The organism is Aeromonas sp. s7(2024), from assembly GCF_040907825.1.
Classification (GTDB): Bacteria; Pseudomonadota; Gammaproteobacteria; order Enterobacterales; family Aeromonadaceae; genus Aeromonas; species Aeromonas veronii.
Map to the genome: position 1 here is coordinate 297112 of NZ_JBFOCM010000041.1, position 14627 is coordinate 311738.

Below are 14627 nucleotides of genomic sequence, written 5' to 3' on the forward strand. Positions count from 1 at the left end.
GCAGTGAATAGCTGATACTTGCGGTATCAGCACAAAAAAAACGGCCAATCGGCCGTTTTTTTATTGCACCCGCACCAGCCAACGCGGTCGTGCGGGGGAAACAGCGCTTACGCCCTGTCCGCTTCCAGTTGCCCGACCTTGCCGCCGAGCACTGCATCCATTTTCTTCTCGTCCAGCTGCTTGCAGTATTTGGCGACCACCACGGTGGCAACCCCGTTACCGATCAGGTTGGTCAACGCCCGCGCTTCGGACATAAAGCGGTCGATCCCCAGGATCAGCGCCAAACCAGCCAGTGGCAGATGGCCCACCGCCGAAATGGTCGCTGCCAGCACGATAAAGCCACTACCAGTCACCCCCGCCGCCCCTTTCGAGGAGATCAGCAGTACCACCAGCAGGGTGATCTGTTGGAACAGATCCAGCGGCGTATTGGTAGCCTGGGCGATAAAAATCGCCGCCATGGTCAGATAGATGGAGGTGCCATCCAGGTTAAAGGAGTACCCGGTCGGAATGACCAGCCCCACCACCGATTTCTGGCAACCCAGCTTCTCCATCTTGTCCAGCATCCGCGGCAGTACCGACTCGGAAGAGGAGGTCCCCAGCACGATCAGCAACTCCTCACGAATGTAGGAGATGAAACGCAGGATGCTAAAACCTGAGGCTTTAGCGATGCTGCCCAGCACAATGAAGATAAAGAAGAGGCAGGTGAGATAGAAGCAGGCAATAAGCTGGCCCAGCTGTACCAGTGAACCTACTCCATATTTGCCGATGGTAAATGCCATTGCCCCGAATGCACCGACCGGCGCCAGTCTCATTATCATATTGATAATGCCAAATATGACTTTGGAGAAACTGTCGATGACGCCGAAAATAACCTGTCCCTTTTCACCGATATGATGCAGGGAGAAGCCGAACAGTACCGCAAACAGTAACACCTGCAAGATATTACCGCTGGCAAAGGCACCGATCACACTGCCCGGAATAATATCCAATAAAAAGGCGATAATGCCCTGGGATTTGGCCTGCTCCGCATAGGCGGAGATGGCGCTGGCATCCAGCGCAGCCGGATCGACGTTCATACCGGCACCCGGTTGCAGCAGGTTGACCACACACAGCCCGATGATCAAGGCGATAGTGCTGACCACCTCGAAGTAGAGCAGAGCAATGGCGCCGGTCTTGCCGACCGCCTTCATACTCTCCATCCCGGCAATGCCGGTAACCACGGTACAGAAAATAACGGGGGCGATGATCATCTTGATCAATTTGACGAAGCCATCACCGAGGGGCTTCATATCGGCGCCCAGTTCCGGATAGACATGCCCCAGAAATACCCCGAGGGTAATCGCGAGCAATACCTGAAAATAGAGGCTGCTAAATAGTTTCTTTCGCATTATTAACGTCCTGTTAATTTAATTGCACATTGTTATGGCAGCAATAAACATGCAGATAGCCGGACGAGATATCTGCGTACCTCACCCGATCCATGCTGTTTCTGCATTACTACGGGGACCACTTTACATGTAATAAAAAACAATTAAGAGATATTAATCACACAACAAAATTAACACTATTAACACCACAGCAACCGACAATTGTTTGCTCGCAGATTAATTTGAGTCTTCAACTAAATATGGCAGATATAAAAATACCCCGCATTGCGGGGCATTTTCATCAGGCATGACAGCGTCGGGATCAGGCCGAAGTATCGAGGGGTTCGAAGCCCTTGATCAGGTCATCGATGGCCTTCATCTGTTTGAGGAAGCCTTCCAGCTTCTCCAGCGGCAGAGCGCTCGGGCCATCGCAGCGGGCAATTTTCGGATCCGGGTGGGATTCGATAAAGAGACCGGCCAGACCGACCGCCATGCCGGCACGTGCCAGCTCGGTCACCTGTTCGCGACGACCACCGGAGGCGGCACCCAGCGGATCACGGCACTGCAGGGAGTGGGTCACGTCAAAGATCACCGGATAGCCACCAGTGCTCTTTTTCATGACGCCCAGACCCAGCATGTCCACTACCAGGTTGTCGTAACCGAAGTTGGCACCGCGCTCGCAGAGGATCAGCTGATCGTTGCCGCACTCCTCAAACTTGTCGGTGATGTTCTTCATCTGGCTTGGGCTCAGGAACTGCGGCTTCTTGATGTTGATGACGTTGCCGGTGCGGGCCATGGCTTCCACCAGATCGGTCTGGCGTGCCAGGAAAGCGGGCAGCTGGATAACGTCAACCACCTCGGCGACCGGCTTGGCCTGATGGGGTTCGTGCAGATCGGAGATAACCGGCATGCCGAAGGTCGCTTTCAGCTCCTGGAAAATCTTCATCCCCTCTTCCAGACCCGGACCGCGGTAGGAGTGGATGGAGGAGCGGTTGGCCTTGTCCCAGCTCGCCTTGAAGACAAACGGGATGCCCAGCTTGCTGGTCACTTCCACGTACTTCTCGCACACCGCCATCGCCATGTCGCGGGATTCCAGCACGTTCATGCCGCCAAACAGCACGAACGGTTTGTCGTTGGCAACGTCGATCTGGTTGATCTTGATATTCTTCTGTTCCATCTAAGACATCCTTAATAAAAGGGCCTGAAGCCTAGTTAATCCGTTGCGACCGGACGCAGCGGCCTTGATATTCTTCTGTTTCAGTTTCAAGCACCCCTTAATGGAGGGGCTTGGGGCTCAGATCCAGCGCGGCCAGCTGCACTTTCAACACATCAGCCACCGGATCGTCCGGGCATTGTTCAATAAAATATTCAAAATCGTCGGCGGCCTGGCGCGGGCAATCGAGCTGCTCGTAGATAAAGCCGCGATCCCGCGTCTCCAGCGGATCGCCGGGCTTCATCCGCAACAACAGCTCGCTGCAACGCAGCGCCTCGGGCATGCGATCTTCCCGCAGCAGGGCACCCTTGCTGACGTTGAGCAGCCGTTCGATGATCTCCCACTGGCCGGAGGGCTGCAGGTAGTCGGGGGTCAGGGTCGCCAAGTCCCCCAACGCACCGCGCAGCAGCAGCTCGATGCGGGCCAGACTCAGCTCGTCGCCGGTAAAGGGGTCGACATAGACCTCCCCCTCGCCACCGGCAAAGCTCACCAGGAAGTGGCCGGGGAAGCAGATCCCCTCTACATCGAGCCCGAGCTTGCGCCCCAGCTGGATGATGAGAATGCCGAGGCTGACCGGGATCCCTTTGCGCTGAACCAGCACCTGATTGAGATCGCAGTTGTTGGCCGAGAAATAGTCCTGCCAGTCGCCATGAAAACCGAGGCTGTGGTAGAAGCCTTGCAGCAACTGCTGGCGCACCTCGTCGCAGGTGCCCTCTTCGATCTGCTCATCCAGCCACTCGTCCAGTAGGTTCAACTCGCGCATCCCCTCCTCGACCGAGCCATAAATTTCGTCGCTGACTGACAACGCCAGCTCGGTGATATCGTGGGCTTCGAAATCGGTCCATTCGTCTATGTGTAACATTCTCTTCATGCCTTAGCCGAACACACTCGTCTGTTTGAGCACTGCCAACTTGGCAATAAAGTAGATCCAGCCGAGCGCCCCCAGAAAGGAGCACCAGCGCACCAGATTGCTTTTGGCCAACCGCAGCGCCATCGCCGCCAGAAATACCAGCACCAGAATGGCCATCAGCTTCTCGCTGAGCCAGGGCGTTCCGTTATTGAGCGGGTTGAGATCCAGCACCATGCAGAGCAATACGCCGGAGAGCACCACCAGACCGTTGAGCCAGCCGCTGACCTTCATCACCGGCGCGCTGTAGGCACGGCCAGTGGCGGTCTGTACCCAGTAGAAGCGGAGCATAAACATCAGCACGGCCCCGGCAATCAGGGTGAGGTGCAGGTGTTTGAGCACAAAAACCATATTCAATCCTTGCATGGGGGCGCACAGGCAACCCGCCGTGTAACAGTAAGGGGCTGTCAGCGCAGCGGGCAGAGGCCCAGCGTCACCCTGTCGTTATCCCCGTAATCGCGCACCGTGGCTACCTCGCGGTAGCCGCCATCACGCAGCAACTGACGCACCGCCTCCCCCTGATCCCAGCCATGCTCCAGCAGCAACCAGCCGTCAGGCAACAGATAAGCGGGGGCATGGTCCACGATGTGGCGGATATCGGCCAGCCCGGCGTCATCGGCAACCAGCGCCGAGCGGGGTTCAAAGCGCACGTCACCCTGCTCGAGATGAGGATCGGCGCCATCAATATAGGGGGGATTGGAGACAATCACCGCAAATCGTGGTGTTTGGTCGCAATCCGGCTCGCCAAGGGGCTCGAACCAGCTGCCGTCGCGCACCTCGATGGGCAATCCCAGCGCGGCGCTGTTCTCGCGAGCCAGCGCCGCGGCATCGGCCATCCGATCCACCGCCCACACATCGAGCTCGGGCCGCTCGGACTTGAGCGCCAGCGCGATGGCGCCGGTGCCGGTGCCGAGATCCAGCACGGCGCACGGCCCCTGCGGGATTCTGGTCAGCGCCTGCTCGACCAGCACCTCGGTATCGGGGCGCGGGATCAGGGTCGCCGGGCTCACTTTCAGCGGCAGCGACCAGAACTCCCGCTCGCCAACGAGATGGGCGATGGGTTCGCCGTTGAGACGACGAGCCAGCCACGTCTGCAGGGTGGCCTGCTGGGCGGCATCCAGCTCACGCTCGGGCCAGGTCATCAGATAGCTGCGACGACACCCGAGCAGATGACAGAGCAGTACATCGGCATCGGCGCGGGGGGACTCCCCCTCAGCCAACACATTCATGATATGGGCGCGGGCCTGCTGGATCTGCATCAGTGCCACTCCACCTTATGGGCAGAACACTTAATGCGAGCTTGCCGGATCACCATTTGCATCAGTTGTTCTCGGCCAGCGAGGCGAGCTGATCGGCCTGATACTCCTGCACCAGCGGGGTGATGACGCAATCCAGATCCCCTTCCAAAATTTCGGAGAGGCGATAGAGGGTCAGGTTGATGCGGTGCTCGGAGAGGCGGCCCTGCGGGTAGTTGTAGGTACGAATGCGCTCGGAGCGATCACCGGAGCCCACCAGATTGCGGCGGGTGCTCTGCTCGGCGGCGCGGTGGCGCTCATCCTCGGCCGCTTGCAGGCGGGCGGAGAGCACCGACATCGCCTTGGCGCGGTTCTTGTGCTGGGAGCGCTCGTCCTGACACTCCACCACCAGACCGGTCGGCAGGTGGGTGATGCGGATGGCCGAGTCGGTCTTGTTGACGTGCTGACCACCGGCACCGGAGGCGCGGAAGGTGTCGATCTTCAGATCGGAAGGGTTGATCTCGATCTGCTCGGCTTCCGGCACTTCCGGCAGCACGGCGACGGTACAGGCGGAGGTGTGCACGCGGCCCTGAGATTCGGTCTCCGGCACCCGTTGTACCCGGTGACCACCGGATTCAAACTTGAGGCGGCCATAGACGCGCTCGCCGTCGATCTTGGCGATCACCTCCTTGTAGCCACCGTATTCACCATCGTTGCAGCTGACGATGGAGACGCGCCAGCCCTGACGCTCGGCAAACCGTGAATACATGCGGAACAGGTCACCGGCAAAGATGGCCGCTTCGTCGCCACCGGCACCGGCGCGGATCTCCAGATAGCAGTTGTTGTCATCCTTGGGATCCTTGGGCAGCAACATCAGTTGCAGCTCCTGCTCCAGCGCCTCCAGATTGGCCTTGGCCAGCGGCAGCTCCTCCTGCGCCATCTCGCGCAGGTCGGCATCATCCTCCTCCAGCATCATCTGGGTGGTCTCAAGATCATCCTGCGCCTGACGGTAACGCTGGAAGGCGTGAACGATATCTTCCAGCTGGGCATATTCGCGGGTCAGGGCGCGGTAGCGATCCTGATCCGAGACCACATCCGGCTCGCCGAGCATGGCCTGTACTTCTTCGTGGCGCTCGATGAGGCCTTCCAGCTTTCTGATCAGTGACGGATTCATAACTCTTGCATTCTCAATGGAGGACGGGACAACCGGCAGGTTGCCCGAAAATTATGGCTCTTGTGACAACCCCAGCGCCTGCCGCAAGCGGGAGAGCTCGCTCTGATCCCCCTGGGAGGCAGCCTGGCGCAACGCCTGGGTCGGCGCGTGGATCAACTTGTTAGTGAGGCGATGGGCCATCGCCTTGAGCGCCTGTTCGGCACTCTCGCCCTGCGCCAATGCCAGCAGGGCCCGTTGCAACTCTTCATCAGCCACTTGCTGGGACTGATGGCGATAATCGCGAATGAGGTCGACCGAGCTCTGGCCGCGATACCAGCCCATGAACTCGTCACGCTCTTCCTGCACGATCACTTCCGCCTGCGCGGCAGCCCGTTTACGGGTTTCGAGGTTCTGCTCAATGATCCCCTGCAAATCATCCACCGTGTAGAGATAGGCATCGGAGAGCTCATCGACTTCGGCTTCGATGTCGCGCGGCACGGCAATATCCACCAGAAACATGGGTTTGAAGCGGCGGGCCTTCAGCGCGCGCTCCACCATCCCCTTGCCGATGATGGGCAGGGGGCTGGCGGTCGAGCTGATGACAATATCCGCCTCGTGCAGATAGTCGGGGATCTCTTCGAGCGTCATCACCTGGGCGCCGAATTCGGCCGCAAGGGTCTGGGCGCGCTGCAGGGTGCGGTTGGCCACCATCATCTTGGTGACGTTCTGCTCGCGCAGATGACGGGCCACCAGTTCAATGGTTTCGCCAGCACCGACCAGCAGCACCTTGGTCTGGGAGAGATCGGAGAAGATCCGCCGACCCAAGCTGACGGCGGCAAACGCCACCGACACGGCACTGGTGCCAATCTCGGTATCTGTGCGCACTCTTTTCGCCACCGAGAAGGATTTCTGGAACAGCCGCTCCAGCGCCCCCTTCACCGACTCCGCCTGCTGGGCGTGGGCATAGGATTGCTTGATCTGCCCCAGGATCTGCGGCTCCCCCAACACCAGCGAGTCGAGCCCGCACGCCACCCGCATCAAGTGGCGCACCGCCTCTTCATCGTGATGCTGATAGATGGCAGTGACCAGTTCGGCAGCGTCCAGCCCGTGGAACTGCTGCAGCCAGCGCAGCACTTGCTCCTGCCGCTCCTCCTCCAGATTGCAATAGAGTTCGGTCCGGTTGCAGGTGGAGACGATCACCGCCTCGCTGACACCGGGTTGGCTCACCAGCTCACGCAAGGCGCGATCGATGCAGTCCGGGCCAAAGGCGACCCGTTCCCGCAAGGCGACACTGGCGGTGTTGTGGTTGATTCCGAGGGCAAGCAAACTCATGAGTGGGCGACGATCATTTCATACGCTGGGTGCAAAGGCTGCCAATTGTACGAGAAAGGGTAAGTCTTTAAAAGCAATACGGCCGCCCCGTATACTGTGGCAAATTCCTCTCTCTGGAGCCGTCTCTTGCTGCTACGTATTTTTACCCTCACCTGCCTGCTGTTGCTGGCCGGTTGTGCCACCACCCAGCCCCAGCGTGACCAGGTGAACTGGAACCAGGAGCGGACCCGCCTCGAGCAGCTGACCCACTGGCAGCTATCCGGCAAGATGGCCATCATCACCCCCCAACAAAAGGGCAGCGCCCGCCTCAACTGGCAGCAGGATGGGGAGGATTATCGCCTAAACCTCACCAGCCTGATTGGCACCAGCATTCTGGAGCTCTCCCGTAGCAAGGGGGAGATCACCCTGCTCGACAGCGACGGCAATCGCCACCAGAGCCAGAATGCCGAAGCGCTCATCTATCAACTGACCGGCTGGAATATTCCGGTTGCGGGATTGCCAGAGTGGATCAAGGGGCTGCCGGGTCAGGCGGAGTTTGAACTCAACCCCGACAGCAGTCTGGCCAGCGTGCGTGACGGCCAGTGGCAGATCGTCTATGGCGATTATCGGGATCAGGATGGCTACCGCCTGCCGCACCAGCTGACCATGACCGGCCAGAACAGCCGCCTCAAGCTTCAGATCAACCAATGGACTCTTGCACGTTAATGGCTTCCACACGCTGGCCGGCACCGGCCAAACTCAACCTGTTTCTACACGTCAATGGCCGTCGTCCCGATGGCTATCACGAGCTGCAGACCCTGTTTATCTTCCTCAACCACAGCGACTGGCTCGAGTTCGAGGTGATACCGAATAACGACACACTCACCCTGAGCCCGGCCATTCCCGGGGTACCGGATGAGCAGAATCTGATTATCCGGGCGGCGCGCCTGCTGCAAGCAACCCTGCCGAGCCCGCAAGGTGCCCATATCCGACTGGAAAAAGTGCTGCCCATGGGGGGCGGTATTGGCGGCGGTTCGTCCGATGCTGCGACCACGCTGGTAGCGCTTAACCACCTCTGGCAAGCGGGTTTGAGTGAAGATGAACTGGCAGCGCTTGGCGTCCAGTTGGGGGCCGATGTGCCGGTGTTTGTCCGTGGCAAGGCGGCCTTTGCCGAAGGGGTGGGCGAGCGGCTGCAACCGGTCGAACTGCCCGATGCCTGGTATCTGGTACTCAAGCCCAATTGCCATGTGGCGACCGCGGCCGTATTCCAGGATCCGGACCTGCCGAGAGCCACGCCGAAAATGGCGCTGGACAACCTGCTGGAAGGCGAGTGGAAAAACGATTGCGAATCACTGGTGAAAAAGCGCCACCCCGAGGTTGCCAATGCGCTCGGCTGGTTGCTAGAATACGCGCCGTCAAGAATGACGGGCACAGGAGCCTGCGTCTTTGCTCAATTTGAAGACGAAGTGACTGCTCGGGAAGTGTTGGCCTGCGTGCCGAAGGGACTTGATGGGTTTGTCGCCAAGGGCGAGAACATATCACCTCTCTTCTCCACATTGCAACAGTTCAAATGATTGGGGTATCGCCAAGCGGTAAGGCAGCGGGTTTTGATCTCGCCATTCCTAGGTTCGAATCCTAGTACCCCAGCCAATTTTACCGAACGGTATTGATGATGATTAACGTGGCCGGTTTTGCACTCGGCCACGGATTCGGGTTACCGGTATCATCACATTCATTGGGCAGCAGACACCTTGTACGTTATCTTGATAAATCGTTTGCCCCAAAACGATAGGGTCTGATTTCAGACTCCCCCACATACTGGATGCAACCCCGAGGTTTCAAACCGTGCCTGACATGAAGCTGTTTGCTGGTAACGCAACGCCGGAACTAGCCCAGAAGATCGCAGATCGCCTGTTTATCAAACTCGGCAATGCTGCCGTAGGTCGCTTTAGCGACGGCGAGATCAGCGTACAGATCAATGAGAATGTACGTGGTGGCGATATCTTCATCATTCAATCCACCTGTGCCCCGACCAACGACAATTTGATGGAATTGATCGTCATGGTGGATGCTCTGCGTCGTGCTTCAGCTGGCCGTATCACTGCCGTTATCCCCTACTTTGGTTATGCCCGTCAGGACCGCCGCGTCCGCTCCGCCCGTGTACCCATCACCGCCAAGGTTGTCGCTGACTTCCTCTCCAGCGTCGGTGTGGATCGCGTGCTGACCGTTGACCTGCATGCCGAGCAAATTCAAGGTTTCTTCGACGTTCCGGTAGACAACGTGTTCGGTAGCCCGGTGCTGCTGGAAGACATGAAGTCCAAGAATCTCGAGTCTCCTGTCGTCGTCTCCCCGGACATCGGTGGCGTCGTGCGTGCCCGCGCCATCGCCAAGCTGCTGGATGACACCGACATCGCCATCATCGACAAGCGCCGTCCCCGCCCGAACGTCTCCCAGGTCATGCACCTGATTGGTGACGTTGCCGGCCGCGACTGCATCATCGTTGATGACATGATCGACACCGGCGGCACCCTGTGCAAAGCCGCAGAGGCCCTGAAAGAGCGCGGTGCCAAGCGTGTATTCGCCTACGCTACCCACCCGGTCTTCTCCGGTTCCGCCGTCGAGAACATCAAGAACTCCGTGATCGATGAACTGATCATCACCGACTCCATCCCGCTCACTGCGGAGATGAAAGCGGTCGGCAAGGTCAAGCAGCTGACTCTGTCAACTGTACTGGCCGAAGCCATTCGTCGCATCAGCAACGAAGAGTCCATCTCTGCCATGTTTGAGCATTGATAGATTCAGCAATAACGAAAACCGCCATCAGGCGGTTTTCGTCTTTCTGGACCTTCTCTTTCCAACTTTCTGCTATCTGGTACGACCCTGCCCCCGGCAGGCTTAAGGATTTACCCATGAATTGCTTGCGTCCCCTCCTGCTCGCGACCCTCACCTCCGCCCTGTTCGCCTGTCAGCCCGTCAAAGAGAACCCGCCCTTCGTGCTGACCCTGGCTCACATGAACGATACCCACTCCCAGTTTGATCCGGTCAATGCCGAGATCAAAGGGCAGATCTTTGCCCAGCAGGGGGAGACGGACACCCTCTATACCCGCTTTGGCGGTTACCCGCGCCTGCTGACCATGGCGAAAGCCTATCAGGCCGATGCGCTGGCCAAGAACCAACCCTTGCTGCTGCTGCACGGCGGCGATGCCTGGCAGGGCAGTGGCTACTTCAAGCTCAACGAGGGGATGGCCAACGCCGAGTTGTTGAGCCAGTTCGGCCTCGATGCCATGGCGCTGGGCAACCACGAGTTCGATCTCGACAACCAGAAGCTGGCCCGCTTCATCGAGGGGGTCAACTTCCCGGTGCTGGCCGCCAACCTCGACACCAAGGCCGATCCGGCCCTCAGCAAGGCTGACAACCTCAAGCCCTTCGTGGTCTACGCCTTTGACGGCAACCAGAAGAGCCCGGTCACCGATCTCGACAACCTGCCACAAGGCAAACAGCTGGTCGCCGTCATCGGTCTGGTGCTGGAAGACATGGGCAACATAGCCCCCAACGTCGGCAAGCTGCGCTTTGGCAAGGAGGTCGCCTCGGCTCAGGCTACGGTCGACATGCTGCAAGCCAAGGGGATCCATCAAATCGTGGCACTCACCCACATCGGTAACGAGCGGGATCTGGCGCTGGCCGCCAAGGTAAATGGCCTCGATGCCATCGTCGGCGGCCACTCCCACAGCTTGCTCGGCGATTTTCGCAATATCGGCTGGGGCAACACCGGCGATTACGCCAAGCTGGTGACCAATCCGGATGGCATCGGCAAGACCTGCGTGGTGCAAGCGGGGTCCTACGCCCAGGCCATCGGTCTGGCACAGGTGACCTTTGACAGCCAGGGTCAGGTGACCGACTGCCAGGGCCACAACAGCCTGCTGGCCAGCCGCGACTTCTTCGCCGATGCGGCGCGCAAGCAAGCGCTCGACGACGCCCGCAGCAAAGAGGCGAGCCAGTTTGTCGACAACCAGCCCAATTTGGTGACCGTGGATGAAGATCCGCGCCTGCGCGGCATCATCGACAGCCACTACAAACCGGCGCTGGAGAAAGCCTACGGCCCGGTGATCGGCACTATTCCCAAGCAGTTGCAAAATGCCCGTCGCCCCGGCGACAACGGCAGCGACAGCCACGGCTCAGATGTCGCGCCGCTGGTTGCCGAAGGGGAGTTCTACTGGGCCAATACCCCAGCAGTGCAAGCCCTGACCGGCGGGCCGGTCGACTTCGCACTGGTAGCGGTGGGGGGCGTGCGCGCCGACCTGCCCGCTGGCGAATGGCGCGAGGGGGATAGTGCCCTCACCCTGCTGCCGTTCAAGAACCAGCTCGCGGTGCTAACCCTGACTGGCGCCGAGGTGCGTGCCCTCTTGACCGAGACCATCACCGCCACCCTGCCCGCCAGCGCCCATGCCGGCAAGTTCCCCTATGGCGGCCACCTGCGTTACACCTTCCAGGAGACCGACGCAGGCAAAGCGGGCACCCTGACCCAATTGCAGCGCAAGACCGCAAGCGGCGAGTGGCAGGATCTGGTGGATAGCCAGCGCTATCGGGTGGTGATGAACGCCTACAGCGCCAACGGCAACGATGGCTGGCAGGCACTGGCCAATGCCCAGCGCCACCAGAGCGAGCGGGTCGATATCGCCAGCGTCAATGGCAAGCTGACCGCCTTCCCGGTGCTGAAGGTGGCACAAAACGGCGAGCTGCTGAGCGCCGTCTATGCCCCGGGCCAGCCCCTCGATTGCAAAGCCAGCGGCGTGGATTGCGGCACCGATGCAGCGTCTTTCGTGGAGTATGTGCGCGATGCCCGTCCCACCCTGACCGCACTGGATGAAGAGACCGTCACCCTGCTGCGTGCCAAATAACGACGGTAGTCAACCGGGCACAATCCATCGGCAAGCTGAAACGGGCCTCTTGCAAGAGGCCCGTTTGCCCACCGTTAGCCACCCATTGGCCGCAATAATGCTGCAAATCCCGCCATAACATGCGCATTGGTTGAGTGATCGCCACTCGGCGGCTAGAATATTGCGTCCTATTGCCCTGGGTAGTGTGCCCACGGCAGCTGCGAGTGAAGACATCAAGCGTGACAAGCGAAATCAAACTGATCGTCGGACTGGGCAACCCCGGCCCGGAATATGCCAAGACCCGCCACAACGCGGGCGCCTGGTATGTGGAGCAACTGGCCCGCTGGCACAATGTCAGCCTGCGTGAAGAACCCAAGTTCTTCGGCCATACTGCCCGCATCCTGGTCGAGGGGCAGGATGTGCGGCTGCTCATCCCGAACACCTATATGAACCTCTCTGGCAAGGCGGTGGCCGCACTGGCGCGTTTTTATCAGATTGAGCCGGAAGCGATTCTGGTGGCCCATGACGAACTGGATCTGCCGCCTGGCATCGCCAAGTTCAAGCAGGGTGGTGGTCACGGTGGCCATAACGGCCTCAAGGACATCATCGCCAAGATGGGCAACAACAATAACTTCTTCCGGCTGCGTCTCGGGATCGGCCATCCCGGCAGCAAAGAGCAGGTGGCTGGCTTCGTCCTGACCAAGGCCCCCAGCAGTGAACAGAACCTGATCGACGCCGCGCTGGACGAGTCTCTGCGCGCCACCGACATCCTGTTCAAACAAGATATGACCAAGGCCATGAATCGCTTGCACAGCTTCAAGGCTGAAAAGGGTTAGGTCGGTTTGACCCTGTACGGGCATTGTGCCGGTACATGAGCAACGACCAGAACAAGCATGACATGGGCCGCCTGCGGGCGACCCCCAACAGCATCCATCAAGTAAGGTAACAATCCATGGGTTTTAAATGCGGTATCGTGGGCCTGCCCAATGTAGGCAAATCCACCCTGTTCAACGCGCTGACCAAGGCCGGTATCGAAGCCGCCAACTTCCCGTTCTGCACCATCGAGCCGAACACAGGTGTGGTGCCGATGCCGGATCCCCGCCTCGATCAGCTGGCTGCCATCATCAATCCGCAGCGCGTTGTGCCGACCACCATGGAATTCGTCGACATCGCCGGTCTGGTTGCCGGTGCCTCCAAGGGTGAAGGTCTGGGTAACCAGTTCCTGGCCAACATCCGTGAAACCGAAGCGATCGGCCACGTTGTGCGCTGCTTCGACGACGAAAACATCATTCACGTTGCCGGCAAGGTCTCTCCCGCTGACGATATCGAAGTGATCAACACCGAGCTGGCCCTGTCGGATCTGGACGCCTGCGAGCGCGCCATTCACCGTCAGTCCAAGCGCGCCAAAGGCGGCGACAAGGATGCCAAGCTGGAAGTGGAAGTGCTTGAGAAGATCAAGGTCGCGCTGGAAAACGGCCAGATGATCCGCGGCATGAAGCTGGACAAGGAAGAGCTGGCCGCTGTCAGCCACCTCAACTTCCTGACCCTGAAACCCACCATGTATATCGCCAACGTGGCGGAAGATGGCTTCGAGAACAACCCCTATCTGGACAAGGTGCGTGAAATCGCTGCCGCCGAGAACGCGGTCGTAGTCGTGGTCTGCTGCGCCATCGAAGCCGACATTGCCGAACTGGACGACGAAGATCGCGCCGAGTTCATGGCTGACCTTGGCATCGAAGAACCGGGCCTGAACCGCGTTATCCGCTCCGGCTACCAGCTGCTCAACCTGCAGACCTACTTCACCGCTGGTGTGAAAGAGGTACGCGCCTGGACTATTCCGGTCGGTGCCACTGCCCCGCAAGCGGCAGGCAAGATCCACACTGACTTTGAAAAAGGCTTTATTCGCGCCCAAACCATCGCCTTTGAAGACTTTATCAACTACAAGGGTGAGCAAGGCGCCAAGGAAGCGGGCAAGATGCGCGCTGAAGGGAAAGATTACATCGTCAAAGATGGCGATATCATGAATTTCCTGTTCAACGTCTAATCCCATGACAGGCCAGCATTTGCTGGCCTGTTTTTTATCTGTCATTGCCGAGGCAATGATGGCAATGTCGTAAAAAAAAGCAGATTGTTGGGCTTTTGCGCAACAGAGACTAATAACTGGTCAAACGCACTCAAATTGCGTTTTTCTGGCAAAAAAAGGGTTGACGCCCCAGAGCCAGATACGCATAATTCGGCCCGCACGGTGACGAGGTAACGACTCACCGGAAGCAAGGTTGGCTATGTAGCTCAGTTGGTTAGAGCATCGCACTCATAATGCGGGGGTCACAGGTTCGAATCCCGTCATAGCCACCATCTCTAGTTGGGGTATCGCCAAGCGGTAAGGCAGCGGGTTTTGATCTCGCCATCCCTAGGTTCGAATCCTAGTACCCCAGCCATTTTTAAAAGTTCTTTGCCAGTCTCATGACTGTTGAGGAGCGCTGTTGGGGTATCGCCAAGCGGTAAGGCAGCGGGTTTTGATCTCGCCATCCCTAGGTTCGAATCCTAGTACCCCAGCCATTTTT

At 59.0% G+C, this 14627-nt stretch carries 13 protein-coding genes and 4 tRNA genes; 10 read left to right on the forward strand and 7 right to left on the reverse strand.

Going from position 1 to position 14627, the window contains the following annotated elements; all coding sequences use genetic code 11:
* Positions 1–107: 107 nt before the first annotated feature.
* The 7 genes from AB5Y73_RS21195 to hemA all read right to left on the reverse strand — a co-directional run bounded on the left by AB5Y73_RS21195 (position 108) and on the right by hemA (position 7207).
* Positions 108–1388, reverse strand: a complete 1281-nt coding sequence (locus tag AB5Y73_RS21195) for a dicarboxylate/amino acid:cation symporter (protein WP_005353887.1) — start codon at positions 1386–1388, stop codon at positions 108–110.
* A gap of 301 nt (positions 1389–1689) precedes the next feature.
* Positions 1690–2544 (reverse strand): 3-deoxy-8-phosphooctulonate synthase, encoded by an 855-nt coding sequence (kdsA, locus tag AB5Y73_RS21200; protein ID WP_005334937.1) that lies wholly within the window; start codon positions 2542–2544, stop codon positions 1690–1692.
* 97 nt (positions 2545–2641) lie between these two features.
* Positions 2642–3442, reverse strand: a complete 801-nt coding sequence (locus AB5Y73_RS21205; protein WP_005334938.1) for a SirB1 family protein — start codon at positions 3440–3442, stop codon at positions 2642–2644.
* 12 nt (positions 3443–3454) lie between these two features.
* Positions 3455–3838, reverse strand: a complete 384-nt coding sequence (locus AB5Y73_RS21210; protein ID WP_005334939.1) for a SirB2 family protein — start codon at positions 3836–3838, stop codon at positions 3455–3457.
* Between the two features lie 56 nt (positions 3839–3894).
* On the reverse strand, positions 3895–4746 hold the full coding sequence (gene prmC, locus AB5Y73_RS21215; RefSeq protein WP_139428925.1) for a peptide chain release factor N(5)-glutamine methyltransferase: 852 nt from the start codon (positions 4744–4746) through the stop codon (positions 3895–3897).
* A 61-nt stretch (positions 4747–4807) separates the two neighbouring features.
* Positions 4808–5896, reverse strand: a complete 1089-nt coding sequence (prfA, locus tag AB5Y73_RS21220) for a peptide chain release factor 1 (protein ID WP_005353897.1) — start codon at positions 5894–5896, stop codon at positions 4808–4810.
* A 51-nt stretch (positions 5897–5947) separates the two neighbouring features.
* A complete protein-coding gene (gene hemA, locus AB5Y73_RS21225) occupies positions 5948–7207 on the reverse strand; it encodes a glutamyl-tRNA reductase (protein WP_368148466.1) in 1260 nt (419 codons plus the stop codon).
* 126 nt (positions 7208–7333) lie between these two features.
* Here hemA and lolB point away from each other — a divergent pair, with 126 nt between their 5' ends.
* The 10 genes from lolB to AB5Y73_RS21275 all read left to right on the forward strand — a co-directional run bounded on the left by lolB (position 7334) and on the right by AB5Y73_RS21275 (position 14622).
* Positions 7334–7912 (forward strand): lipoprotein insertase outer membrane protein LolB, encoded by a 579-nt coding sequence (gene lolB, locus AB5Y73_RS21230; RefSeq protein ID WP_107683615.1) that lies wholly within the window; start codon positions 7334–7336, stop codon positions 7910–7912.
* Positions 7912–8760, forward strand: coding sequence for a 4-(cytidine 5'-diphospho)-2-C-methyl-D-erythritol kinase (ispE, locus tag AB5Y73_RS21235; protein ID WP_107683614.1), 849 nt, complete (start codon positions 7912–7914; stop codon positions 8758–8760). The genes lolB and ispE overlap by 1 nt, the downstream gene beginning before the upstream one ends.
* A 1-nt stretch (position 8761) precedes the next feature.
* Positions 8762–8836, forward strand: a tRNA-Gln gene (locus AB5Y73_RS21240).
* 195 nt (positions 8837–9031) lie between these two features.
* Positions 9032–9979, forward strand: coding sequence for a ribose-phosphate pyrophosphokinase (locus tag AB5Y73_RS21245; RefSeq protein WP_005343846.1), 948 nt, complete (start codon positions 9032–9034; stop codon positions 9977–9979).
* Between the two features lie 116 nt (positions 9980–10095).
* A complete protein-coding gene (locus AB5Y73_RS21250) occupies positions 10096–12084 on the forward strand; it encodes a bifunctional UDP-sugar hydrolase/5'-nucleotidase (RefSeq protein WP_107683613.1) in 1989 nt (662 codons plus the stop codon).
* Positions 12085–12302: 218 nt separating this feature from the next.
* A complete protein-coding gene (pth, locus tag AB5Y73_RS21255; RefSeq protein WP_058059203.1) occupies positions 12303–12899 on the forward strand; it encodes an aminoacyl-tRNA hydrolase in 597 nt (198 codons plus the stop codon).
* Positions 12900–13015: 116 nt separating this feature from the next.
* Positions 13016–14107 (forward strand): redox-regulated ATPase YchF, encoded by a 1092-nt coding sequence (gene ychF, locus AB5Y73_RS21260; RefSeq protein WP_005353921.1) that lies wholly within the window; start codon positions 13016–13018, stop codon positions 14105–14107.
* Between the two features lie 234 nt (positions 14108–14341).
* Positions 14342–14418 (forward strand) — tRNA-Met (locus AB5Y73_RS21265).
* Between the two features lie 8 nt (positions 14419–14426).
* Positions 14427–14501 (forward strand) — tRNA-Gln (locus AB5Y73_RS21270).
* 46 nt (positions 14502–14547) lie between these two features.
* Positions 14548–14622, forward strand: a tRNA-Gln gene (locus tag AB5Y73_RS21275).
* The last annotated feature ends 5 nt before the right edge of the window (positions 14623–14627 follow it).

Bases quoted from the DNA above. Each gene is read 5' to 3' on its own strand.
- prfA (WP_005353897.1), bottom strand. From the start codon at position 5,896: ATGAATCCGTCACTGATCAGAAAGCTGGAAGGCCTCATCGAGCGCCAC.
- ychF (WP_005353921.1), top strand. From the start codon at position 13,016: ATGGGTTTTAAATGCGGTATCGTGGGCCTGCCCAATGTAGGCAAATCC.
- AB5Y73_RS21205 (WP_005334938.1), bottom strand. From the start codon at position 3,442: ATGTTACACATAGACGAATGGACCGATTTCGAAGCCCACGATATCACC.
- AB5Y73_RS21210 (WP_005334939.1), bottom strand. From the start codon at position 3,838: ATGGTTTTTGTGCTCAAACACCTGCACCTCACCCTGATTGCCGGGGCC.
- AB5Y73_RS21195 (WP_005353887.1), bottom strand. From the start codon at position 1,388: ATGCGAAAGAAACTATTTAGCAGCCTCTATTTTCAGGTATTGCTCGCG.
- AB5Y73_RS21250 (WP_107683613.1), top strand. From the start codon at position 10,096: ATGAATTGCTTGCGTCCCCTCCTGCTCGCGACCCTCACCTCCGCCCTG.
- kdsA (WP_005334937.1), bottom strand. From the start codon at position 2,544: ATGGAACAGAAGAATATCAAGATCAACCAGATCGACGTTGCCAACGAC.
- hemA (WP_368148466.1), bottom strand. From the start codon at position 7,207: ATGAGTTTGCTTGCCCTCGGAATCAACCACAACACCGCCAGTGTCGCC.
- ispE (WP_107683614.1), top strand. From the start codon at position 7,912: ATGGCTTCCACACGCTGGCCGGCACCGGCCAAACTCAACCTGTTTCTA.
- prmC (WP_139428925.1), bottom strand. From the start codon at position 4,746: ATGCAGATCCAGCAGGCCCGCGCCCATATCATGAATGTGTTGGCTGAG.